General features: G+C 72.1%; 16 protein-coding genes and 1 pseudogene. 8 read left to right on the top strand and 9 right to left on the bottom strand.

Annotation, left to right across the window (positions count from 1 at the left end):
* Nucleotides 1-433 (bottom strand): annotated as a pseudogene (locus IH45_RS1000000150415) (hypothetical protein); the annotation flags it as partial.
* A 141-nt stretch (nt 434-574) separates the two neighbouring features.
* Here IH45_RS1000000150415 and IH45_RS0138720 point away from each other — a divergent pair.
* Nucleotides 575-3,385 (top strand): helicase C-terminal domain-containing protein, encoded by a 2,811-nt coding sequence (locus IH45_RS0138720; protein ID WP_030680321.1) that lies wholly within the window; start codon nt 575-577, stop codon nt 3,383-3,385.
* A 15-nt stretch (nt 3,386-3,400) separates the two neighbouring features.
* Here IH45_RS0138720 and IH45_RS0138715 read toward each other — a convergent pair whose 3' ends face one another.
* Nucleotides 3,401-4,030 carry a TetR/AcrR family transcriptional regulator gene (locus IH45_RS0138715; protein ID WP_030680319.1) on the bottom strand — a complete coding sequence of 210 codons (630 nt, stop codon included), beginning with the start codon at nt 4,028-4,030 and terminating at the stop codon, nt 3,401-3,403.
* Nucleotides 4,031-4,230: 200 nt separating this feature from the next.
* On the opposite strand from IH45_RS0138715, the gene IH45_RS1000000145660 reads away from it, so the two are divergent.
* From IH45_RS1000000145660 to IH45_RS0138700, 3 genes are all read left to right on the top strand, one after another.
* Nucleotides 4,231-5,880 carry a hypothetical protein gene (locus IH45_RS1000000145660; protein ID WP_158813407.1) on the top strand — a complete coding sequence of 550 codons (1,650 nt, stop codon included), beginning with the start codon at nt 4,231-4,233 and terminating at the stop codon, nt 5,878-5,880.
* A complete protein-coding gene (locus IH45_RS0138705; protein ID WP_050515487.1) occupies nt 5,877-8,264 on the top strand; it encodes a tetratricopeptide repeat protein in 2,388 nt (795 codons plus the stop codon). The genes IH45_RS1000000145660 and IH45_RS0138705 overlap by 4 nt, the downstream gene beginning before the upstream one ends.
* Before the next feature lie 104 nt (nt 8,265-8,368).
* Entirely contained in the window at nt 8,369-10,012 is a 1,644-nt protein-coding gene (locus IH45_RS0138700) for a DNA repair helicase XPB (RefSeq protein WP_030680310.1), read from the top strand.
* Nucleotides 10,013-10,061: 49 nt separating this feature from the next.
* On the opposite strand, the gene IH45_RS0138695 is transcribed toward IH45_RS0138700, so the two are convergent.
* Complete coding sequence (locus tag IH45_RS0138695) at nt 10,062-11,360, bottom strand: glycosyltransferase 87 family protein (protein ID WP_050515486.1); 1,299 nt, start codon at nt 11,358-11,360, stop codon at nt 10,062-10,064.
* Between the two features lie 332 nt (nt 11,361-11,692).
* The gene (locus IH45_RS0138690; protein WP_030680297.1) at nt 11,693-11,887 is read right to left on the bottom strand and encodes a hypothetical protein; all 195 of its coding nucleotides are present in this window, start codon (nt 11,885-11,887) and stop codon (nt 11,693-11,695) included.
* 387 nt (nt 11,888-12,274) lie between these two features.
* On the opposite strand from IH45_RS0138690, the gene IH45_RS0138685 reads away from it, so the two are divergent.
* Nucleotides 12,275-14,362, top strand: a complete 2,088-nt coding sequence (locus IH45_RS0138685; RefSeq protein ID WP_030680294.1) for a HelD family protein — start codon at nt 12,275-12,277, stop codon at nt 14,360-14,362.
* 90 nt (nt 14,363-14,452) lie between these two features.
* On the opposite strand, the gene IH45_RS0138680 is transcribed toward IH45_RS0138685, so the two are convergent.
* On the bottom strand, nt 14,453-15,157 hold the full coding sequence (locus IH45_RS0138680; protein WP_030680293.1) for a copper homeostasis protein CutC: 705 nt from the start codon (nt 15,155-15,157) through the stop codon (nt 14,453-14,455).
* A 198-nt stretch (nt 15,158-15,355) separates the two neighbouring features.
* Here IH45_RS0138680 and IH45_RS0138675 point away from each other — a divergent pair, with 198 nt between their 5' ends.
* Entirely contained in the window at nt 15,356-16,087 is a 732-nt protein-coding gene (locus IH45_RS0138675) for an HD domain-containing protein (protein WP_234440840.1), read from the top strand.
* Here IH45_RS0138675 and IH45_RS0138670 read toward each other — a convergent pair.
* Both IH45_RS0138670 and IH45_RS0138665 read right to left on the bottom strand, forming a co-directional pair.
* Entirely contained in the window at nt 16,074-16,883 is an 810-nt protein-coding gene (locus IH45_RS0138670) for a cytochrome c oxidase assembly protein (RefSeq protein WP_030680287.1), read from the bottom strand. The two genes, IH45_RS0138675 and IH45_RS0138670, sit on opposite strands and share 14 nt — an antisense overlap.
* Entirely contained in the window at nt 16,880-17,350 is a 471-nt protein-coding gene (locus tag IH45_RS0138665; protein ID WP_032919181.1) for a DUF2243 domain-containing protein, read from the bottom strand. The genes IH45_RS0138670 and IH45_RS0138665 overlap by 4 nt, the downstream gene beginning before the upstream one ends.
* Before the next feature lie 170 nt (nt 17,351-17,520).
* Between IH45_RS0138665 and IH45_RS0138660 the strand changes: the two genes are divergently transcribed.
* A complete protein-coding gene (locus tag IH45_RS0138660; RefSeq protein ID WP_032919184.1) occupies nt 17,521-18,789 on the top strand; it encodes a Cmx/CmrA family chloramphenicol efflux MFS transporter in 1,269 nt (422 codons plus the stop codon).
* A gap of 33 nt (nt 18,790-18,822) precedes the next feature.
* Here the strand turns inward: IH45_RS0138660 and IH45_RS0138655 are convergent, their stop codons facing one another.
* On the bottom strand, nt 18,823-19,095 hold the full coding sequence (locus IH45_RS0138655; RefSeq protein ID WP_030680268.1) for a DUF4031 domain-containing protein: 273 nt from the start codon (nt 19,093-19,095) through the stop codon (nt 18,823-18,825).
* A 1-nt stretch (nt 19,096) separates the two neighbouring features.
* The gene (locus tag IH45_RS0138650; RefSeq protein ID WP_199810771.1) at nt 19,097-19,459 is read right to left on the bottom strand and encodes a hypothetical protein; all 363 of its coding nucleotides are present in this window, start codon (nt 19,457-19,459) and stop codon (nt 19,097-19,099) included.
* A 134-nt stretch (nt 19,460-19,593) separates the two neighbouring features.
* On the opposite strand from IH45_RS0138650, the gene IH45_RS0138645 reads away from it, so the two are divergent.
* Nucleotides 19,594-20,541, top strand: coding sequence for a MurR/RpiR family transcriptional regulator (locus tag IH45_RS0138645; protein ID WP_030680256.1), 948 nt, complete (start codon nt 19,594-19,596; stop codon nt 20,539-20,541).
* The last annotated feature ends 25 nt before the right edge of the window (nt 20,542-20,566 follow it).

Here is a 20,566-nt window from a genome sequence, read left to right as displayed (position 1 = left end):
GGGTGGGGCTCTGAGCGCCGGGGGTATCGATACCGTTCGTACCAGTCGTACCGCCCGTACCAGCCGTACCGCCTGCACCACCCGTACTGCCCGTACCGCCCGTATCCCCCGTACCGCCTGCGCCGAAGCGGCGGGCCGCGCCGCCCAGTTTGTCGCGCAGGCCGGGACGCGGCTGCGGTTCCGCCGCGCCCGACGGCCCCGGCGGGGGCGGCGGTCCGCTGCCGCCCGCCGCCTCCACCACCGCCTCGGGCGTACCGAGCCGGGACAGCACGCGTCTGACGCCCGGCACCGTGTCCGGTTTCGCCGCGTCCACCTGGGCCCGCAGCTCGGCCACCAGGCGCATCCGCGCCCCGGAGGACAGCCCGCGCTGCTGGGCCAGATCACCGACCCGGCTCAGATAGTCAAAGACCAGCTGGTCGCTCTCGATCCCCACGAAATCCCCTGTGGCACAGCCCGGTTCCTCCGGAGACGGTACCGCCGATCGCCCCTCCGGCGGAGGCGGCACAGCGCCGCGCCGGGTGGCGGCACGGCGCTGCACCCGACAACGTCAGCGGCCCCCGCTACCGTGTAGCGGATGAGTGAAACACCCCGCACGCTCGCCGAAGAGCTCCGCACCCGCCCGGACAGCGGGCTCGCCGACCTGCTGCGGGCCCGTCCCGACCTCCTCAACCCGGTCCCCGGCGACCTGACCCAGCTCGCCACCCGTGCCGGTACCCGCGCCTCCGTCGTGCGGGCCGTGGAGCGCCTGGACCGTTTCGCGCTGCAGACCGCCGAGGCGCTGGCGGTGGCCCCGGACCCGTGTCCGTACGAGACGCTGCTCGGCCTGATGGCGGGGGACGCGGGGGCGGACGGAGGCGGCGGTACGGACGAGGCGAACGGAGCCGACGGGGCCGACGGGGCCGACGGGGCCGACGGGGCCGACGGGGCCGACGGGGCCGACGGGGCAGGAACGAGCGCCGGCCTGCCCTCCGACACCCTCGCCGCCATCACCACCGAGCTCCCCCGCGCCGTATCGACCCTGCGCGAACAAGCGCTGGTCTGGGGCGGTGACGACCGGCTGCGCCTGGTCCGTACGGCCCGCGAACTCCTCGCGCCCGGACCCGCGCACCCCTCCCCCACCGGCCTCGGGCCGACCGTCGCCGAGGCCACGTCCGGCATGTCGCCCGGCCGCCTCCAAGAGATCCTGGCCGCCGCCGGGCTGCCCACGACCCACGACCCGGTGACCGCCGTAGCCGCCCTGACCTCGCTGTTCGAGGACCGTACGCGGATGGCCGCGCTGCTCGCCGAAGCCCCCGCGGAGGCGCACGGCGTCCTGGACCGGCTGGTCTGGGGCCCGCCGTACGGCGCCGTCACCGACCGGCCCGCCGCTCACCTGCAATGGCTGCTCGACCGGGGCGTGCTGCTGCCCGCCGGACCGCGCAACGTCGTCCTTCCCCGTGAGGCCGCCCTGCACCTGCGCGCGGGGCGCGCGCACCGCGCGCCCGAGCCGCTGCCGCCCGCCCTCGCGCCCGCCACCGAACGCGATCCACAGCTTGTGGACAGCGCCGCCGCGGGCCAGGCGTTCACCGCCCTGGCCACCGTCGAGGAACTGCTCAAGGAGTGGGACCTCGGCGGGCCGGGCGTACTGCGGGCGGGCGGGCTGAGCGTACGGGACCTCAAGCGGACCGCCGCCGCCCTGGACTGCACCGAACAGCTCGCCGCGTTCTGGCTCGAACTCGCCTATGCCGCCGGGCTGCTGGCATCCGACGGCGAGGCCGACGAGCGGTACGCGCCCACGCCCGCCGCCGAGGACTGGCGGCAGCTGCCCGCCGAGGAACGCTGGGCGCGGCTGGCCTCGGCCTGGCTCGCGGCGACCCGTACGGCCGGACTGGTCGGCAGCGCCGATCCCAAGGGCCGCACCCTGTCCGCGCTCGGCCCGAACCTCGACCGGTCCCCGGCCCCCGAGGTACGCCGCCGTACGCTCACCCTGCTCGCGTCACTGGCCCCCGGCACCTCCGTACCGGCCGACGTCGTCCTGGACCGGCTCCGCTGGGAGCGGCCACTGCGCGGGGCGGGCGCTCCTGCCGGGGAACCGGGCGGCGCGCAGAACAGCGGCCCACAGGCAGGCGGCCGCCGCCCGGCCTCCGCGGCCTCCCCCTCCGACAGCAACGCGGCCCGCAACGCGAGCACGGCGAGCAACGCGGGAGCGTTGAACGGCACAGGCGGGCCGGCTACCGACGACCTGCGCTCCCGCCTCGCCCGCTGGACCCTCGCCGAGGCCGAACTCCTCGGCATCACCGGCCGCGGCGCCCTCGCCACCCATGCGCGCGCCCTCCTGGGCACCGAGTCCGCGGCCCCCAAGTCCGCGAACACCAAGCTCTCCGGCACCAAGCTCGCCGACCCCAAGCCCGCTGACGCGACCGACCCCGCGGCCGTACAGGCCCTACGGTCCGCACGGGCAGCCCGGGCCGCCGCCCTCCTCGCCCCCCTCCTCCCCGAGCCCCTCGACCACGTCCTCCTCCAGGCCGACCTGACCGCCGTGGCGCCCGGCCCGCTGGAGCGTCCGCTGGCCGACGCGCTGGGCGTCCTCGCCGATGTCGAGTCCAAGGGCGGCGCCACCGTCTACCGCTTCACCCCCGCCTCCGTACGCCGTGCCCTGGATGCCGGCCGGTCCGCGGCCGAGCTGCAGACCTTCCTCGCCACCCATTCCCGCACCCCGGTGCCGCAGCCGCTCGCCTACCTCATCGACGACGTGGCGCGGCGCCACGGCCGGCTCCGCGTCGGCGCGGCCTCGGCGTACGTACGCTGCGACGACGACGCGCTGCTCGCGGAGATCCTCGCCGACCGCCGCGCCGTCGCCCTGCGCCTGCGCCGCCTCGCCCCGACCGTGCTGGCCTCGGCCGTCCCGCCCGACCAGCTCCTGGAAGTCCTGCGCGCGATGGGCTACGCCCCCGCCGCCGAGTCCGCCGAGGGTGACGTCCTCATCGCCCGCCCGGACGCCTACCGCACCCCGCCGCGCACCGCGCCCGTCCCGGTCCCCGAGGGCCCGCCCGAGCCCGCCGGCACCCTCCTCGAAGCGGCGGTCCGCGCCATCCGCGCCGGCGACCTGGCCGCCACCGCCGAACGCAAGCCGGTGAGCGCCCCCGCCGCCCCGGCCCCCGGCGGCCTCCCCCGCACCACCTCGGCCGAGACCCTGGCCACCATGCAGGCCGCCGTCCTGACCAACGCCGCCCTGTGGATCGGCTACGTCAACGCCGACGGCGCCGCGAGCCAGCGCGTGATCGCCCCGGTCCGCGTCGAGGGCGGCTTCGTCACCGCCTACGACCACACCGCCGACGAGGTCCGCACCTTCCCCCTGCACCGCATCACGGGCGTGGCGGAACTGGCCGACGAGACGGCGTCCTGAGCCGCCCGAGGTCGCTCATCCAGCTGCCCTTCCGCCCCCGGCGCCATACCGCAGCCCATCCACCAGCAACGCCACCATCCGCCGCGTATGGCCGCTGTCGTCCTCCTGTGCGGGCAGGGTCAGATTGCGCGTGGCGGTCAGCAGATCCTCGGGATCGACGTCGGGACGGATCTCCCCGGCGCTCACCGCGGCGTCGATGAGCCCGCCGAGGACCGGCATGAAGCGCTGATCGAAATACGCGGGCAAGGTGTCGTAGGCCGGGTCCCCGGAGTGCAGGGCGGCGCTGAGCCCGCGCTTGGTGGCGATGAAGGCCGTGAAGCGCTGCAACCACTGGGAGAGCGCCTCGGCCGGCGCGTACTGCGCCGCGAGGTCGGAGGCAGCGTCGGCACAGGCGTCCACCTCATGCCGGAAAACCGCCGCGATGAGATCCGAACGCTGCGGAAAGTGCCGGTAGAGCGTCCCGGCCCCCACCCCCGCCCGCGCGGTGATCTGCCGCACGGGCGCGTCCACCCCCGAGGTCGCGAAGACCTCCCCGGCCGCCGCGAGCAGCGCATCCAGGTTGCGCCGCACATCGGCACGCACGCGCTTGGGGCCCTGGCCGTCGGCCGTGTCCGCGCCGGTTTCACGGGTCGGATCGTCGCTCACGGGGTCCCTTCTTGCTGGAGCAGGCACCGGCCATCGTACGAGGGGGCGCAAGGAGTACCGCACCGTCGGCATCGAGGCCGGGTCGGCCCGTACTGACAGCCATGCGCCGGAACTGACACGGCGTCTGCTTGACAAGATTTTCCGGAAAGCCGTGGCCGCACGCAAGGTAATGCGCAATTCTTGTCCTTGGGGAGGGTGAAGTGGGCAAAGCATCAAGGAAGAAGCAGGAGCAGCGGGCACGGAAGACGGCCTCGGCCGCCTCCGGCAAAGTCATGGACGATGATGGTCCGCAAACACTCGGCGAAGCGGCGTTCAATCGCCTGCTGCGCTTGAACACATCGGGGAAAACCAGCCTGGCCGGTGCCTACGCGGTTGGTTATGGGGTGCTGGGATACGCCCAGAAGGAGGGGACCGAGCCGCACTGGTACCAGGAAATCGACCCGTTGGACGCGCTGTTCCTGGGGATGATGTGGCCGCAGGAATTTGGTGACGAATTGGGATTCGCCAACGCACGTGACGCGTGGCTTCGCCTCATACGAGGCACGGTGCACGAAAAGGGCGTCCAGCGTTTCGTACGTGAGGCCATCTCTGCAAGCGAGGAACTGGGGAGGCCGGTGGATGACGGGGAGCTGATGCTGGCGCTCACCGGCCGGCTCGAGGCGGCCGGTCTCGACCAGCGTCGCCTGCCTCGGCGACTGCTGCCCGAAGTCGCCCTTCAGACCTGTCGCGGGGTTGTTGGTCCCTCCCCGGAACTACGTCTTCCCGACCCGCCGGCGGGCGCGAAGAAACAGGTCAGACGGTTCTGGGAAGAGACAGACGAGGGGTGGCCGACCGACGGCACGCCTCAGGCCGTGCTCCGCGACGGGCTGCGCCGGTTCCACGACGCCGGGTGGCCGGTGGAAGAGGAATCCGTAATGCTGTTGCCGGCCCTGTACGCGGCGCTCATGTCCAAGCCCGGCGAGCCTGTCGAGAACTTGATTCCACACGCCCACGCGTGGGCTCTCTCCGTGGACGAGTCGTCGGCGCTGATACCGGTGCTCGACATTCTCCTTGTCGCCCCACAGCTGGGTATGTCCGTCGCCGATACACTCGAGCGTCTCTTCGCCGTGCCCGCATTCACCGAGCCGATACCGTCGGACGCCTTGCTGTGGTCCAGCTCTCCTGGTCTCGCCCTGCCGCGACTGGCCTTTGAACTGGGCGTCTCCGAGGTGACCACACTTGAGTATGTGATCACCCCGGATCTACTGGACTGGGCGGGCATGCACGCCAGAATGCGTCTGAGCTCCGCCATTCAGACGGATGACGCCGGTCTCGATGAGACGGACAGCGTCGACGGCACGGTCGACACGCAGGAGGAGCCGGAGGAGCAATGGGCCGAGCGACGTGAAGCCGTGCGCAGGACCGTACTGGACAAGGTCCGTAAGAAGTCCGGTCGCTCATCAGCCATGCACCAGAGCCCGGACCGCCCCATCGAACGTATCTGGAACGCGGACGGCAGCTCCGTGATCCGATGTTCGGCTGACACCGCACGTGGCCAGGAGTTGCAGGAGTGCCTGGAAGGCCAACTGCAAGCGTTCAGGAAAAAATTCGGCCGTGATCCAGAGCCGGAAGAGCCATTGTTCTTCGACCCTGACGCCGACGAGCCCACCCAGCTCACGAGGGAACATTTCGACGGCCTGATGCTGGATATGGCCGAGCGCGCGACAGATATGGGCATCGACCCCGCGTTCCTGCGCGCCTGGCGCGAGGTCGGATACGTGGTCACGGAGGAAAACAGGAGTATGTTCACCACCGCTGAGGTGCTCGCATACAGCAGGGCGGTTGCTCGCCACCGACAGGCCGGAAAATGACCGGAAGAACCGAGAACCACATCAGCGGGGGAGTTTTCTTCAGCACCGTCATCCAAGGGCAGACCGTCAAGGTGACGTTCCCGGACCGCCCGGACCCCGCGCTCGCCGGGCTCCCCCGGCAGTCGGCGACCTTCGTGGGTCGCCACAGCCAGCTGGAAAAGATTCTGACGGCCCTGGCACCGGCAGCGCCCGCTGAGACGGCCGGCACCGTGGCCGTCTCCGGCCTCACCGGGACGGGAAAAACCGAACTTGTGCTGCAGGCCGCCCACCGAGCACTCAAGGAAGAGAACTGGTTCCCGGGTGGAGTCTTGTTCGTCGATCTGCACGGCTACGACGCGAAGCGCAAGGTGTCACCGAAGCGGGCGCTCGGTACCCTCCTGCGGGCACTGGGCATTCCACCGGAACACATTCCTCCCCGAGCCGAGGAACGCGCGCACGTCTACCGTTCCGCGCTCAGCACGCTGGCCGCTGCCGGAAAAAGGATTCTGGTCGTCCTGGATGACGTACCGGCCACCGACAAAATCCGTCTTCTCCTGCCGAGTGACGGGACCACGATCACCCTCTTGTCCTCACGGCACTCTGTCGCGGAACTGGACGCCTTGACGCTGAACTTGCGCGAGCTGCCTGCCGACGAGGGCCGGGAGTTGCTGGGCAGCGCCGTTCACACGGCTCGCCCCGAAGACACACGGGTGACGGCCGAAACCGGCGAAGCCGACCGGCTCGTTGCCCTGTGCGGCGGTCTGCCCTTGGCCCTGCGCATCCTGGCGTCCCTGCTCGTGGACGTACCCACCCGGCCCCTGTCCCGCCTTTGCCAGGACCTTGATGATGCGCATTCCAGGCTCTCCGTGCTGAGCCGGGAGAAGCGCGCCGTGACAGCAGCCTTCGAACTGTCCTACCGAAGGCTCACCGAAGACCAGGCCAAGGTCTTCCGGCTAATTTCCCTGCTTCCCGGGCCGGATTTCTCAACCGAGTCCCTGGCCCATTTGTACGGCGAGAGCGCCAAGGAAACCGAAAGGCTGCTGCAGGACCTGGCCCGTCGACATCTGGTCGAACCACGGGAACCATACGGCCGCTGGCAGCAACACAGTCTCGTACGCCTTTACTCCTGGGAGCAGCTCCGGTCATGCAACGACTCCTGGAGCGAAGGCCTCGTACGTCTGCTCGTCCATTTCCACGAGAAGACGACGCTGGCGTGCGAAACGCTTCTCGCTCCTGCGATACGGCACCCCGCAGAGAATTCCTCCTTCCCTGGTCGGACCGCGGCACTGCAGTGGTTGGAGTCCGAGCGGCGCGCCTTGGCCGCGGCTGCCATCTGCGTTCACGAGGTTGGCGACGACTTAATGTGCGTGGCGTTGGCGGTTCCCGTATCGAAGTTCCTTATGGTGATGCGCTATCCCGAGGATGCCAGGCGCGTACTGACCGTGGGTATCCGATCGAGCCGAAGGCGCGGGGACGGGATCCGTGAGGCGGCCTTGCTGAGCTCCCTCGGCGTGGTGCTTCGGGATATGCGCAAACTACGCAAATCCGTTCGCGCTCACCGCCGGGCCATCAAGATCTGTAAATCGCTGAAGAAGAACCATGCTCTGGCCGACGCGTTGAACAACCTCGGGCTCTCGCTCCATGACCAGCGCAAGTTCTCGCGGGCCGTGGCAGCGCATACAGAAGCCTCGAAGCTGTCCAAACGCGCCGGCGATCAGGACGGAGTGGCACGCGCACTAAGCAATATTGGTGAGACGCTGAATGAACTGGGCCGTACGGAGGAAGCCTCCCGAGCCCTCCGCAAGGCCACGAAGGTCTTCCGGAAACAGGGAAACCTGCGGGGATATGCCCAGGCGCTAGGCAGTCTCGCCACAGTGACACGTAACCACGGAAAGGTTGAGCACGCCATGGCACTGCACAAACGCGCGCTCGCCATTACTGACGGTTTGATGATTCCACATGAGAGGGCAGTCGAGCTGTCCAACTTCGCCGGCACGCTGACTGCTGCCGGAGAATTTGAAGCGGCTCTCACGGCACAGCAAGAGGCATTGGACATCTTCCGTCGCCTCAAAGACCGCCGTAATGAGGCAATGACCTTGGGCAACATGGCCCAGGCCCGCCGAGAGCAAGGAAAATGGCACAAGGCTGTACGGCTGCACACCCTCGCCATGGAAGCCTTCCTCGAGGGCAAGGACGATCACAGTCTGGCCACCGAGCTGACGCATCTCTCGCGCACGCTTCTCCGACAGGGCTGCAACACAGAGGCGCTGGAGAATCTGGAGCTCGCGGCCGAGCTGTTTCACCAGTTCGGTGACAGCGAGCGGTCCGCCAAGACACTCGGTCTCGCCGACCGGGTGCGAAGGCGGACCGGAGCCGGCTTGCGCCCCGTCGAGAGCCGGATGTGATCGCTCGCGCATGAGGCACACTGGACGTTTGGCCGTACGTACGGCCGGGTGCCGGGGCCGGGAAGGCGGCCGGCCCGGCGCAGGTGACGCGAAAGGCGAGGCGCGTGAACGGACCTCTCATCGTCCAGAGCGACAAGACGCTGCTGCTGGAAGTCGACCACGAGCAGGCGGAGGCGTGCCGGCGGGCGATCGCGCCGTTCGCGGAGCTGGAGCGGGCGCCGGAGCACATGCACACGTACCGGGTGACGCCGCTCGGGCTGTGGAACGCGCGGGCCGCGGGGCACGACGCCGAGCAGGTCGTGGACGCGCTGGTGCAGTTCTCGCGCTATCCGGTGCCGCACGCGCTGCTGGTGGACATCGCCGAGACCATGTCGCGGTACGGGCGGCTGACGCTGACCAAGCACCCGGCGCACGGGCTGGTGCTGAGCACCACCGACCGGCCGGTGCTGGAGGAGGTCCTGCGGTCGAAGAAGGTGCAGCCGCTGGTGGGGGCGCGGCTGGATCCGGACACGGTGGTGGTGCATCCGTCCGAGCGCGGGCAGATCAAGCAGACGCTGCTCAAGCTGGGCTGGCCGGCGGAGGACCTGGCCGGGTATGTGGACGGTGAGGCGCATCCGATCGAGCTGGACGAGAACGGGTGGGCCTTGCGGCCGTACCAGCGGCAGGCCGTGGAGGGGTTCTGGCACGGCGGGTCGGGTGTCGTCGTGCTGCCCTGTGGTGCGGGGAAGACGCTGGTGGGGGCCGGGGCGATGGCGCAGGCCAAGGCGACCACGCTGATCCTGGTCACCAACACGGTCTCGGCGCGGCAGTGGAAGCACGAGCTGGTCAAGCGGACCTCGCTGACCGAGGACGAGATCGGCGAGTACAGCGGTACGAAGAAGGAGATCCGGCCGGTCACCATCGCCACGTACCAGGTGCTGACGACCAAGCGGAAGGGCGTCTACCCGCACCTGGAGCTGTTCGATTCGCGGGACTGGGGGCTGATCGTCTACGACGAGGTGCACCTGCTGCCCGCGCCGGTCTTCAAGTTCACGGCCGATCTCCAGGCGCGGCGGCGGCTGGGGCTGACCGCGACACTCGTCCGGGAGGACGGGCGCGAGTCGGACGTCTTCTCGCTGATCGGGCCGAAGCGTTTCGACGCGCCGTGGAAGGAGATCGAGGCGCAGGGGTACATCGCGCCGGCGGACTGTGTCGAGGTGCGGGTCAGTCTGACCGAGTCGGAGCGGCTGACGTACGCGACGGCCGAGCCGGAGGAGAAGTACCGGTACTGCGCGACGACGGCCAGCAAGCAGAGCGTGACCGAGGCGCTGGTGCGGCGGCACAAGGGCGAGCAGACCCTGGTCATCGGGCAGTACATCGACCAGCTCGACGAGCTGGGTGAGCACCTGGGCGCGCCGGTGATCAAGGGGGAGACCACGAACGCGCAGCGCGAGAAGCTCTTCGACGCGTTCCGGGAGGGCGAGATCTCCGTGCTGGTGGTCTCCAAGGTCGCGAACTTCTCGATCGACCTGCCGGAGGCGACCGTCGCGATCCAGGTGTCGGGCACGTTCGGGTCCCGGCAGGAGGAGGCGCAGCGGCTGGGGCGGGTGCTGCGGCCCAAGGCGGACGGGCACGAGGCGCGCTTCTACTCGGTCGTCGCCCGCGACACCGTCGACCAGGACTTCGCGGCGCACCGGCAGCGCTTCCTGGCGGAGCAGGGGTACGCGTACCGGATCGTGGACGCCACGGAGTTGCTGGCGGAGGGGTAGGGCGGTCGCGCCCCGACAGCTGGTAGGGCCCGAGCGGGCCGGCCGCGTATCAGCGTTCGGGGATGCGGGTGCTCAGTTCGCGGGCCGGGCGGCTGCCGCGCGGCCCGCGCGGCAGCGGGAAGGGGCGGCGGGCCAGGGTGGTGGGCGGTCCCGCCGGGGTACGGCGGCTCCACCAGGCGACCGCCGCCAGCAGCGCCAGCCCCAGGAGCGGGTACGGGGCCGCCAGCGGCTGCTGCCACCAGGGCAGCTTCAGGTCGAGGTCGCCCTGGTGCGGGACCACCCACATCGTGCGGGCCGTGAAGGCGAGCGCCACGGCCGCGATCAGGACGCGCCGCCACCGTACGCCGTGGGTGTGCGCCCCGAGGGCGACCAGCAGCGGCACGCACCACACCCAGTGGTGGGACCAGCTGATCGGCGAGACGAGCAGCGCCGTCACGGCGGTGCACAGCACGCCCCAGGAGTCCAGGCCGCGCCGCAGGTACACCCGGCGGGCGACGAAGAGCCCGGCCATGCCGGTCGCCAGCGCCAGGACCGCCCACAGCAGGCCCGGCTCCGGGGTGTGCAGGACCCGGGTCAGCAGGCCCTGCAGGGACTGGTTGTCGACGATCCACGCCTTGCCGACGCGGCCGGTCTCGAACATCCGCCGCGTCCAGAACTCCACGCTCGCGTCCGGCAGCACCAGCAGCCCGAGCAGGACGGAAACCGCGAACCCGGCGAAGGCGGTGCAGGCGGCGCGCACCCGGCCGGTGATCAGCAGGTAGACGGCGAAGACGGCGGGGGTGAGCTTGACGCCGGTCGCGATGCCGATGGCGAAGCCCTTGAGGCGGGCGCCGTCCGGGCGGGCCAGGTCCCACAGGACAAGGCAGGTAAGAGCGAGGTTGATCTGCCCGAACACGATGGTCTGGAAGACCGGTTCGAGCCAGATGGCGAGCGCGGTCGCGGCGAGTACGGCCGGCAGCGTCCGCGCGGCGCTCAGCCGGGCCGTGCCCCGGGGGCCGGCGGTGCCGGTGGTGTACGCGGCCTTGTACGACAGGTGCAGCAGCACCGGGATGAGGGCCGCGTTGACGAGGACGGAGACGACCTTGAGAGCGCCGAGCGGGAGCCAGGTCGTCGGGATGAACAGCAGGGCGGCGAAGGGCGGATAGGTCGCGGGCAGCTTCCACTCGGTGACGGTGAAGCCGTACAGATCTCCGCCGCTCGCCGCGGCCTCACCTTCGGCGCGGTAGACCGCTATGTCCGACATGGACAGCGAGACCAGCCGGAACACGACGGCCAGCGCGCCCGCGGACACCACCAGCAGCAGTAGGGCGGCGAGCGTTTTCCTGTCGGGGCGCGTGAAGAGGCGCACCCACGGCCGACTGTGCGGTACCGATCGCGTCCCCTCGGCGGCAGACACTTGTTTGGCCCCTCCTCGTCGCCGAACGCACGCTGTCTGCGGTGACGCTAGTCGATCGAGACCGACTGTTTGTAACGGTTTCCGGTCATCCGGTTGCGAAACGGAGTCGGACGAGGGCCGGGATGGTGGGCGGCGGGTGGTTGGCCGGTGGTTGGCCGGGGCCGGAAAGCGGGTCGGCTGCCGGCAATCGGACGGCTGCGGAAGGCGGCAGGACGGCTGTCGGCAATCGGACGGCTGCGGAAGGCGGATCGGCTGTGGGCGATCGGGCGGCCGCGGGCGGCGGGTCAGTCGTCCGCGTACTCCCCGAGGAGGACGACGCTGACCGCGGCGGCGGCGAAGACCTTCACCGCGCGGAAGACGTTGCCGACCATGTGGCGCTGCTCGTGGGAGCCCGGCGCGCGGTCGGCGGCGTCCTGGCCGAGGGCGGTGGCGCCGTGGGTCGGGTGCAGGGGGCCTGGGGTGATGGTTGCGCTGCTCATGTCCTCCATCATGGTTTCCCCGGCGGCGCCGCACATCGGCCCACGGGCCCATCCCCGACCGGCCTTTGGTCAGTCCCTGGTGCCATGCCGTCCCCTACGGGAGATGGAGGCCGCCGGGCCGAAGGATCAGGGGTGGGCGGGTGGAAAGGCCGGGGGCGGCACGTACGTCGGCTGCCCGGCCCTCAGCACGACGCCCACCGCCGGAAATCCGTTGGCGCCCCGGAAACCTGCTGGCTACAATCGCCGGTCTTCCCGCCTCCCTCAGCGGAGCGCCACCGGCCGCACGGAAACCGGCCGGCTTCCCGTGTCACGCAGCCGCACACGTCACGCCCAGGGCTACGTCCGCCGTCAGGCCCGTACGTAGCCGGACCCGCCGGAGGCAACACCGTGCCCACGCACGCCCATGACCGCGCGCCCGCCCACGACCACGCGCCCGACCAGCAAAACCCCCTGGAGCGCGAGCGCGCCCACCTCGCCGCCTCCCGGGCGGCGCTGCGCGCCATGCGCCAGGACGCCGAGGCGCTCAACATCGCGGACGTCACCGCGAACTGGGTCAACGCCGAGGTGCTCCAGGGCGAGGTGGAGGCCCGGATCAAGGCGCTCGCCGACCTGACCGGCACCCCGCTCTTCTTCGGCCGCCTCGACTACCTGCACGCGCCGGGCGTGGACGTGGCCGAGGGCGCGGCGGGCGAGAGTTTCTACATCGGCCGCCGGCACGTCCACGACGCCGACGGCGACCCGATGGTCATCGACTGGCGCGCGCCGGTCTCCCAGCCGTTCTACCGGGCCTCGAAGAAGGACCCGATGGACCTCGCGCTGCGCCGCCGCTTCGGTTACACGGGCGGGCAGCTGACCGCGTACGAGGACGAGCACCTGACCGACCCGGCGGAGGCGGAACAGCACAGCAAGCTGCTCCAGTCCGAGATCGAACGGCCGCGTGTGGGCCCGATGCGCGACATCGTCGCGACGATCCAGCCGGAGCAGGACGAGATTGTTCGCGCCGGGCTCGGCGGCACGGTGTGCGTGCAAGGGGCGCCGGGCACCGGCAAGACCGCGGTGGGCCTGCACCGCGTCGCGTATCTGCTGTACGCGCACCGCGAGCGGCTGGCCCGCTCCGGCACGCTCGTCATCGGCCCGAACCGCTCGTTCCTGCACTACATCGAGCAGGTGCTGCCCGCGCTGGGCGAGCTGGAGGTCAAGCAGGCCACGGTCGACGACCTGGTGGCGCACGTCGAGGTACGGGGCGCGGACGACGCGGCAGCGGCGACGGTCAAGGGGGACGCGCGGCTCGCGGAGGTGCTGCGGCGGGCGGTGTGGTCGCACGTGCGCAAGCCGGACGAGGCGTGTGTGGTGGTGCGCGGTTCGCGGCGCTGGCGGGTGCCCGCGTACGAGATCGAGGAGATCGTCGACGAGCTGCTGCGCCGCGACATCCGGTACGGCGCGGCCCGCGAGGCCCTGCCGCAGCGGATCGCGCACGCGGTCCTCGTACGGATGGAACAGGCGGGCGAGGCGCCGGACGACCGGGTGCAGGACGCGGTGGCGCGCAACGCGGCGGTCAAGGCCGTGGTCAAGGAGGTCTGGCCGCCGGTCGACCCGGCCAAGCTGGTGCTGCGGCTGCTGGGCGACGCGGAGTTCCTGGCCGAGCAGGCGGCGGGCGTCCTGACGCCGGAGGAGCAGAAGACGATTCTGTGGGCGAAGCCGGCCCGCAGTGTGAAGAGCGCCAAGTGGTCGGCGGCGGACGCGGTGCTGATCGACGAGGCGGCGGACCTGGTCTCCCGTACGCACTCCCTGGGGCATGTGGTGCTGGACGAGGCGCAGGATCTGTCGCCGATGCAGTACCGGGCGGTGGGGCGGCGCTGTACGACGGGTTCGGCGACGGTCCTGGGCGACATCGCGCAGGGCACCACGCCGTGGTCCACCGACACGTGGGAGGAGGCGCTGGCCCATCTGGGCAAGCCGGACGCGCGGATCGAGGAGCTGACGCTGGGCTTCCGGGTGCCGCGCGAGGTGATCGCGTACGCCTCGCGGCTGCTGCCCGCGATCGCCCCGGAGCTGACCGAGGCCACCTCCATCCGCGAGTCGGCGGGCGACTTCGCGATCCGGCAGGTGCCGGCGGCGGAGCTGGACGGGGCGGCCGTCGCCGCCTGCCACGAGGCACTGGCCAAGGAAGGATCGATCGGCCTGATCGCGGCCGAGGCCCGGCTGCCGGCGCTGCGCGCGGCACTGGAGGCGGCGGACCTGGCTGTTCTGGCCCCCGGCGAGGAGACCTCCGCGGAGGCCCGGCTGACCCTGGTCCCCGCGACGCTCGCCAAGGGCCTCGAATACGACTACGTCGTGCTCGACGAGCCCGCCGCGATCGTCGACGGCGAACCGGACGAGCGCACCGGCCTGCGCCGCCTGTACGTCTGCCTGACCCGGGCGGTGTCCGGGCTGACGGTGGTGCATGCGGCGGGGCTGCCGGAGCGGCTGGGGTGAGCGGGGTCCGTACGGTACGGGAACAGTCCCGTACCGTACGGGCCCACCCCGAAGGAACCCCGCGAACCGGCACCCGCAAACCGGCCCCCCTTAAACCGGCACCCCCTCCAAAGCCCCCCGCCACTCCGCCACCGCCGCCGCGTCCACCGGCGCCGCCCAGCCGGACGGGCGGGCCGCGCCGCCGATGTGGAAGGCGTCCACGCCGGCCGCCTGGAGTTCCGGGAGGTGGGCGAGCACCAGGCCGCCGCCGACCAGGAGCCGCGGCTCGTAGCCGGGCTCGCCGTCCGCCGTACGGGCGCGCTCGGCCAGCAGGGTGGGCAGGCCGTCGGCGACGCCCGCGGGCGAGCCCGCCGTCAGGTACGTGTCCAGGCCGGGCAGCCCGGCCAGTTCCTTGCGCAGCGCGGCGCGGTCGGCGGCGCGGTCGATGGCCCGGTGGAAGGTCCACCGGCAGCCCTCGACGGCCCCGGCCAGTGCGCGGACGGCCGCCAGGTCGGGCCGCCCGTCCGCGTCGAGGAAGCCGAAGACGAACTCCTCCGCGCCCTCGGCCCGCAGCGCGGCGGCCGACGCGCACAGCGCGTCCACCTCGCCGGCCGCGAACCCGTCGGCGGCCCGCAGCATCACCCGCACCGGGATGTCGACGGCCGCCCGGACCGCCGCGACGGTCCGCGGCGACGGGGTGAGGCCGTCGGCGGCCATGTCGCTGACAAGTTCGAGGCGGTCGGCGCCGCCGGCCTCGGCGGCCACCGCGTCCGCGGCGTCGAGCGCGATCACCTCCAGGAGTGCGCGCTTGGTCATGGGTCCCCATTCCTTCGACGTGACGACTTCACGTGACGACTTCAGCAGGACGAGACGGGATGCCGACACGGACAGCGAGAGGACGACAGGTCTAGTCCAATATCCAGAGTACGGGCCGACCCGCCCCCGTGGTCCACAACGCCCCGCTACTCGACCGGAAACCCCCTCTTGACCCGCCCCCCGGGCACAATGGCCCGTATGGCTCGCACGACACCTCCGTCCGGTTCGGCGCACACCCACTTCGGTGGCGGCGCCGACCCGTTCCCGGACCTGCACCACCGCTGGGCCGGCGCCGTCGCCGGGGCGCGGGGCGGCAGCGGTTCCGCGGCCCCGGATCCGGCCCCGTACGCGGACAACCTGCTCTCCCGCTGGTCGGAGCCGCAGCGCCGGTATCACACCACCGACCACCTCATCGCGGTCCTGGACCGCGTCGACGAGCTGGCGGTACACGCGACGGACCTGGACGCCGGGGTCCCCGTGGACTGGGACACCGTCCGGCTGGCCGCGTGGTTCCACGACGCCGTCTACCGGCCCGAGCGCTCCGAGAACGAGGAGCGCAGCGCGGCGCTCGCCGAGCGCGCCCTGCCGGAGCTGGGCATCGGCGACGCCTGTACGGCCGAGGTGGCCCGGCTGGTCCGCCTCACCGCGAGCCACGACCCGGGCCCGGACGACCACAACGGCGCGGCCCTGTGCGACGCCGACCTGGCGGTCCTGGCGGGCGCGCCCGAGCAGTACGCGGCCTACGCCGCCGCCGTCCGCGAGGAGTACGTGTTCGTTCCGGACCGGGAGTTCCGCGCCGGGCGTGCGGACGTCCTGCGGCGGCTCCTGGACATGGAGCATCTCTTCCGTACGCCGTACGGCAAGCAGCAGTGGGAGCGGGTGGCGCGGCGCAATCTGACCACCGAGCTGGAGCTGCTCACGGTCGGGTAGCGGCGGCGGTGGCGCCGCTGTGCCGCGCGCGCCCCGCGCGGCGCAGGGCGCGCCCTTCGGACCGGTACCACTGGTACGCCACGACGGCCGCCAGCGCCAGCTCGACCGCGTCGCCGCCGTAGTACATGACCTGGGACGCCAGGTGCAGGTCGGCCGCGCCGAAGGAGGTGCCGGGCGGGCCCGCCGCGTACAGGGACTTGGCGAGGACGGCGTGGGCCGTACCCGCGGTCAGCAGTACGGCGGCCCGCAGTCCGTATCCGGGGCGGTGGCGTACGGGGTCCAGGGCCAGCAGTCCGAAGGAGAACAGGAGCCCGGCGAGCAGGATGTGGACGTGCACGAGCGTGTTCAGCCAGGGGCTGTGGTGGCTGACGGACAGCAGTGGGGTGCGGTAGAGCAGCCACAGCCCGCCGAAGTCGAGCAGGGCGGCCACCGGCGGCAGCGCCGGAGCCGTCGCCCAGCGCGAGCGGGTCAGCGTCACCAGGCCGCGGCGCAGCGTTACGGGCGCGGTGCGCAGGAGCAGCGTCAGTGGGCGGCCGAGCACCAGGAGCAGCGGGGCGAGCATGCCGACGCACAGGTGCGTGAGCATGTGCGCGGTGAACGGTGGCGCGGCGCCCCAGGGCTCCGAGACGCCCGCCACCAGCACCGCGCCGCCCGCGCAGAACAGCGCGTCGCGCCCGTACGGCCAGGCGTCGCCGCGGGTCCGCAGCCGGGCCGCGGCGGCCAGATAGGCGAGGCAGCCGAGGACGGTGGCGGTGGTGACGGCCACGGTGAAGGGCGCGGGGAGGGCGGATGTCATCGGGTGCGGGACGGGGTGCGCGGTTCCGTACGCGAGGCGGCGCGTGGTGGCCTACGGGAGGCGCGCACGAGCAGCAGCGCGCCGGCCACCAGAAGGAGTACGGCGATCCCGTTCCACGTCCAGTCGTACGGCGCCAGGTCCACGCCGTACCGGATCTGGTGGATGCCGAGGCCCTTGTGCTGGAACGTGCCGTCGTAGAGCTGGAAGCCGCCCAGCCCCAGGCACAGCCCGCTCCACCACTTCCGGGGCACCAGCGTCCCGCGGCGCCGCACATCCGCGTACAGGACCAGACCGGCCACCATCGCGAGCCAGCTGCCCGCGTGGAACAGCCCGTCGGAGACCAGACCGACGTCCGTGGTGGACTTGTCGTAGAAGTGATGCCAGTGCAGCAGCTGGTGGAACACCGTCTCGTCGATGAACGCAGCCGTGCCGATCCCCGTGAGTACGCCACTGAGCACCGACCGCATGGGACCTCCTCGTTTCGCGGGCCGGGCGGAGCCGCCGGGGTACCCGCGGCCCGGACGGGCAAACGCCGGGGAGACGCGACCCGGCCACCGGTCCGGGACCGGGCGGTACCGTTACGTGGTTTACGGCCCGGACGGGAATGTCAGGTGCGTCGCCAGTGTTCGTGCGTGACATGCCAGACCATCCCGCTCCCACCCCTGCCCCCACCCGCACCCGCATGCCCCTGGCCGTCTACGTCCTCGGGCTCTCCGTCTTCGCCCTCGGCACCAGCGAATTCATGCTCTCGGGCATCCTCCAGCCGCTGGCCCGCGACATGGGGGTGTCCATTCCGCAGGCCGGACTGCTGGTCTCCGCCTTCGCGATCGGCATGGTGGTCGGCGCGCCGGTGCTCGCCGGGGCCACCCTCCAACTGCCGCGCCGCACCACGCTGATCGGGCTGCTCACGGTCTTCGGGCTCGGACAGGTCGCGGGTGCGGTGGCGCCGTCGTACGGCGTGCTGTTCGTCTCGCGGGTGGTGAGCGCGCTGGCCTGCGCCGGGTTCTGGGCGGTCGGCGCGGCCGTCGCGGTGTCGCTGGTGCCGGTCACGGCGCGGGCCCGGGCGATGGCCGTGATGGTCGGCGGGCTGAGCATCGCCAACATCGCGGGCGTCCCGGCGGGCGCGCTGCTGGGCCAGCACGCGGGCTGGCGGTCGGCGTTCTGGGCCGTGGCGGTCCTGTCGGCGATCGGCCTGGCCGGCGTGATCGCGCTGGTGCCCCGTACGGCCGTGCCGACCGGTGACGAGCGTCCCGTGCTCCGCCGCGAACTGAGCATCTACCGGGACAAGCAGGTCTGGCTGGCGCTGGTCGGCACCGCGCTGAACGGCGCGGCGGTCTTCGCGCTGTTCTCCTACCTGGCGCCGCTGCTGACCGACACCGCCGGGCTGTCCGAGGGCAGCGTGCCGACCGTGCTGGCGCTGTTCGGCGTGGGCGCGCTGATCGGTACGTTCGTCGGCGGGCGCTTCGCGGACGCCTACCCGTTCGGGACGATCCTCGGGGGCATCGGCTCCTCGGCGACCGTACTGGCGCTGCTGGCCCTGACCGCGCACAGCCCCGTCGCCGCCGTCACACTCTCGCTGCTGCTCGGCGTGACCGCCTTCGCCACCGCGCCGGCCCTGAACGCCCGGATGTTCAACGTGGCGCACGCGGCGCCGACGCTGGCCGGGGCGACCACCACCTCCGCCTTCAACCTGGGCAACACCATCGGGCCGTGGCTCGGCGGGCTGGTCATCGGCGCGGGCTGGGGCTACCCGGCGGTCGCGTGGACAGGCGCGCTGCTCGCGGCGCTGGGCGTCGGCGTCACGGTCATGGCCCTGCGGCTGCACCGTACGCGCAGCGCCTCCCGCCTGGTGGCGTCCTCGGAGGACGCGCGGCGCGCGCCGGCCGAGGCGGCGGACCGGGTCTGACCCCAGGGGCCTGCCTGCGGGCAGGCCCCGCCCCTACCGGCTCGCCTCCCGGCTCTTCGGCCTGCGCAGGCCCGCCGTGCGGAGCCGGTGGACCAACTCCTTGCTGCCGATCTCCGCGGCGCCCGCGCGCACCGCGTCGTCGTACCGCTCCGCCGGTATGTCGTAGTGATCGCGGTCGAAGGCCTTGCGCGGGCAGCCGATGCGCTCCGCGAATGCGTGCAGTTCCTCGAACGAGGCGTCGCTGACCAGGTGGGACCACATGCGGCCGTGGCCCGGCCAGGTCGGCGGGTCGATGTAGAGCGCCATGTCAGCCTCCCGAGGCGGCGCCCAGCGAGCCGACCCGCGCCACCGATACGGCTGTCTTGGGGCAGACCCAGTGCGGGTCGGGCCCCAACTCCGGCTCCACGTCCAGCGCGTGGGGGTCGCCGCCGTGCAGGCACACCGGGCACAGGGGCCAGCGGCCGTACCGCTCCAGCAGCGCGTCCTGGACGTCCTGCGCTATCAGCCCGGCCACGAACGCGGCGCCCTCGGGCCACTGCTCGACCCACCATCGGCGGTGGGTCACGGAATCCTCGACCAGCGAGACGATCTCCGCGTCGGCGACCTCGCCCGCCACCAGGTCCGCGAGGACCAGGGCACGGGCCGCGTGCAGTGCCTGTTCGAGCTCCATGCCCCCCATTCTCTCCCGCACCACCGACAACCGCCCCGGCTGCCGCTCCGACTGTCCACAGGCCCGTACCGGAGCTGTCCACAGGCCCGCGGCGGGGTATTGACGCGGACCGGCCGTGAAATTACTTTTCAGCTGTGCGCCCCGATGTGAAGGAAACTTTCAAGGACTCCGGTGCCGCGGTCCGGCCCGCGCCGAGCCCGCCCGCCCCCGCGGCCCTGGCCGCCAAGGTGCGGACCCTCGCGCCGTCCATGACCCGCTCCATGCAGCGGGTCGCGGAGGCGGTCGCGAGCGACCCGGCCGGCTGCGCCGCGCTCACCGTCACGGGCCTGGCGGCGCGTACGGGCACCAGCGAGGCCACCGTCGTGCGCACCTCGCGCCTGCTCGGCTACCCCGGCTACCGCGACCTGCGGCTCGCGCTGGCCGCCCTCGCCGCCCAGCAGGCCACCGGCCGCGCGCCCGCCGTCACCGCCGACATAGCGGTCGACGACGCGCTCCCGGACGTGGTCGCCAAGCTGGCCCAGGAGGAGCAGCAGTGCCTGGCCGACACCGCGGCCGGGCTGGACCTGACGCAGCTGGAGGCGGCGGTCGGCGCGCTGGCCGCCGCCCGGCGCATCGACGTGTACGGCATAGGCGCCTCCAACCTCGTCGGCCAGGACCTGGTCCAGAAGCTGCTGCGGATCGGCCTGATCGCGCACGCCCACTCCGACCCGCACCTGGCCGTGACGAACGCGGTCCAGATGCGCGCCGGTGACGTGGCCATGGCGATCACCCATTCCGGGCGCACGACCGACGTCATAGAGCCGCTGCGGGTGGCCTTCGACCACGGCGCGACGACCATCGCGATCACCGGCCGCCCGGACGGCGACATCGCCTCGTACGCCGACCACATCCTCACCACGTCCACCGCCCGCGAGAGCGAGCTGCGCCCCGCCGCCATGTCCTCCCGGACGAGCCAACTGCTGGTCGTGGACTGCCTGTTCGTCGGGGTGGCACAGCGTACGTACGAGACCGCCGCACCCGCCCTGTCCGCCTCCTACGAAGCGCTCGCCCACCGCCACTCGCCCCGCGCCCCCACCCGCTGACCACGGGCGCGGCCCGCCGCCCCGC

Source organism: Streptomyces rimosus subsp. rimosus (genome assembly GCF_000720725.1).
In the GTDB taxonomy this organism is placed as follows: Bacteria; Actinomycetota; Actinomycetes; order Streptomycetales; family Streptomycetaceae; genus Streptomyces; species Streptomyces rimosus_A.
This window is presented reverse-complemented; position numbering and strand designations above follow the sequence as displayed.

Excerpts from the sequence above, each read along its gene's own strand:
- IH45_RS0138720 (WP_030680321.1), top strand. The coding sequence starts at position 575 with ATGAGTGAAACACCCCGCACGCTCGCCGAAGAGCTCCGCACCCGCCCG.
- IH45_RS0138705 (WP_050515487.1), top strand. The coding sequence starts at position 5,877 with ATGACCGGAAGAACCGAGAACCACATCAGCGGGGGAGTTTTCTTCAGC.
- IH45_RS0138690 (WP_030680297.1), bottom strand. The coding sequence starts at position 11,887 with ATGAGCAGCGCAACCATCACCCCAGGCCCCCTGCACCCGACCCACGGC.
- IH45_RS0138680 (WP_030680293.1), bottom strand. The coding sequence starts at position 15,157 with ATGACCAAGCGCGCACTCCTGGAGGTGATCGCGCTCGACGCCGCGGAC.
- IH45_RS0138675 (WP_234440840.1), top strand. The coding sequence starts at position 15,356 with ATGGCTCGCACGACACCTCCGTCCGGTTCGGCGCACACCCACTTCGGT.
- IH45_RS0138670 (WP_030680287.1), bottom strand. The coding sequence starts at position 16,883 with ATGACATCCGCCCTCCCCGCGCCCTTCACCGTGGCCGTCACCACCGCC.
- IH45_RS0138665 (WP_032919181.1), bottom strand. The coding sequence starts at position 17,350 with ATGCGGTCGGTGCTCAGTGGCGTACTCACGGGGATCGGCACGGCTGCG.
- IH45_RS0138660 (WP_032919184.1), top strand. The coding sequence starts at position 17,521 with ATGCCAGACCATCCCGCTCCCACCCCTGCCCCCACCCGCACCCGCATG.
- IH45_RS0138655 (WP_030680268.1), bottom strand. The coding sequence starts at position 19,095 with ATGGCGCTCTACATCGACCCGCCGACCTGGCCGGGCCACGGCCGCATG.
- IH45_RS0138650 (WP_199810771.1), bottom strand. The coding sequence starts at position 19,459 with ATGGAGCTCGAACAGGCACTGCACGCGGCCCGTGCCCTGGTCCTCGCG.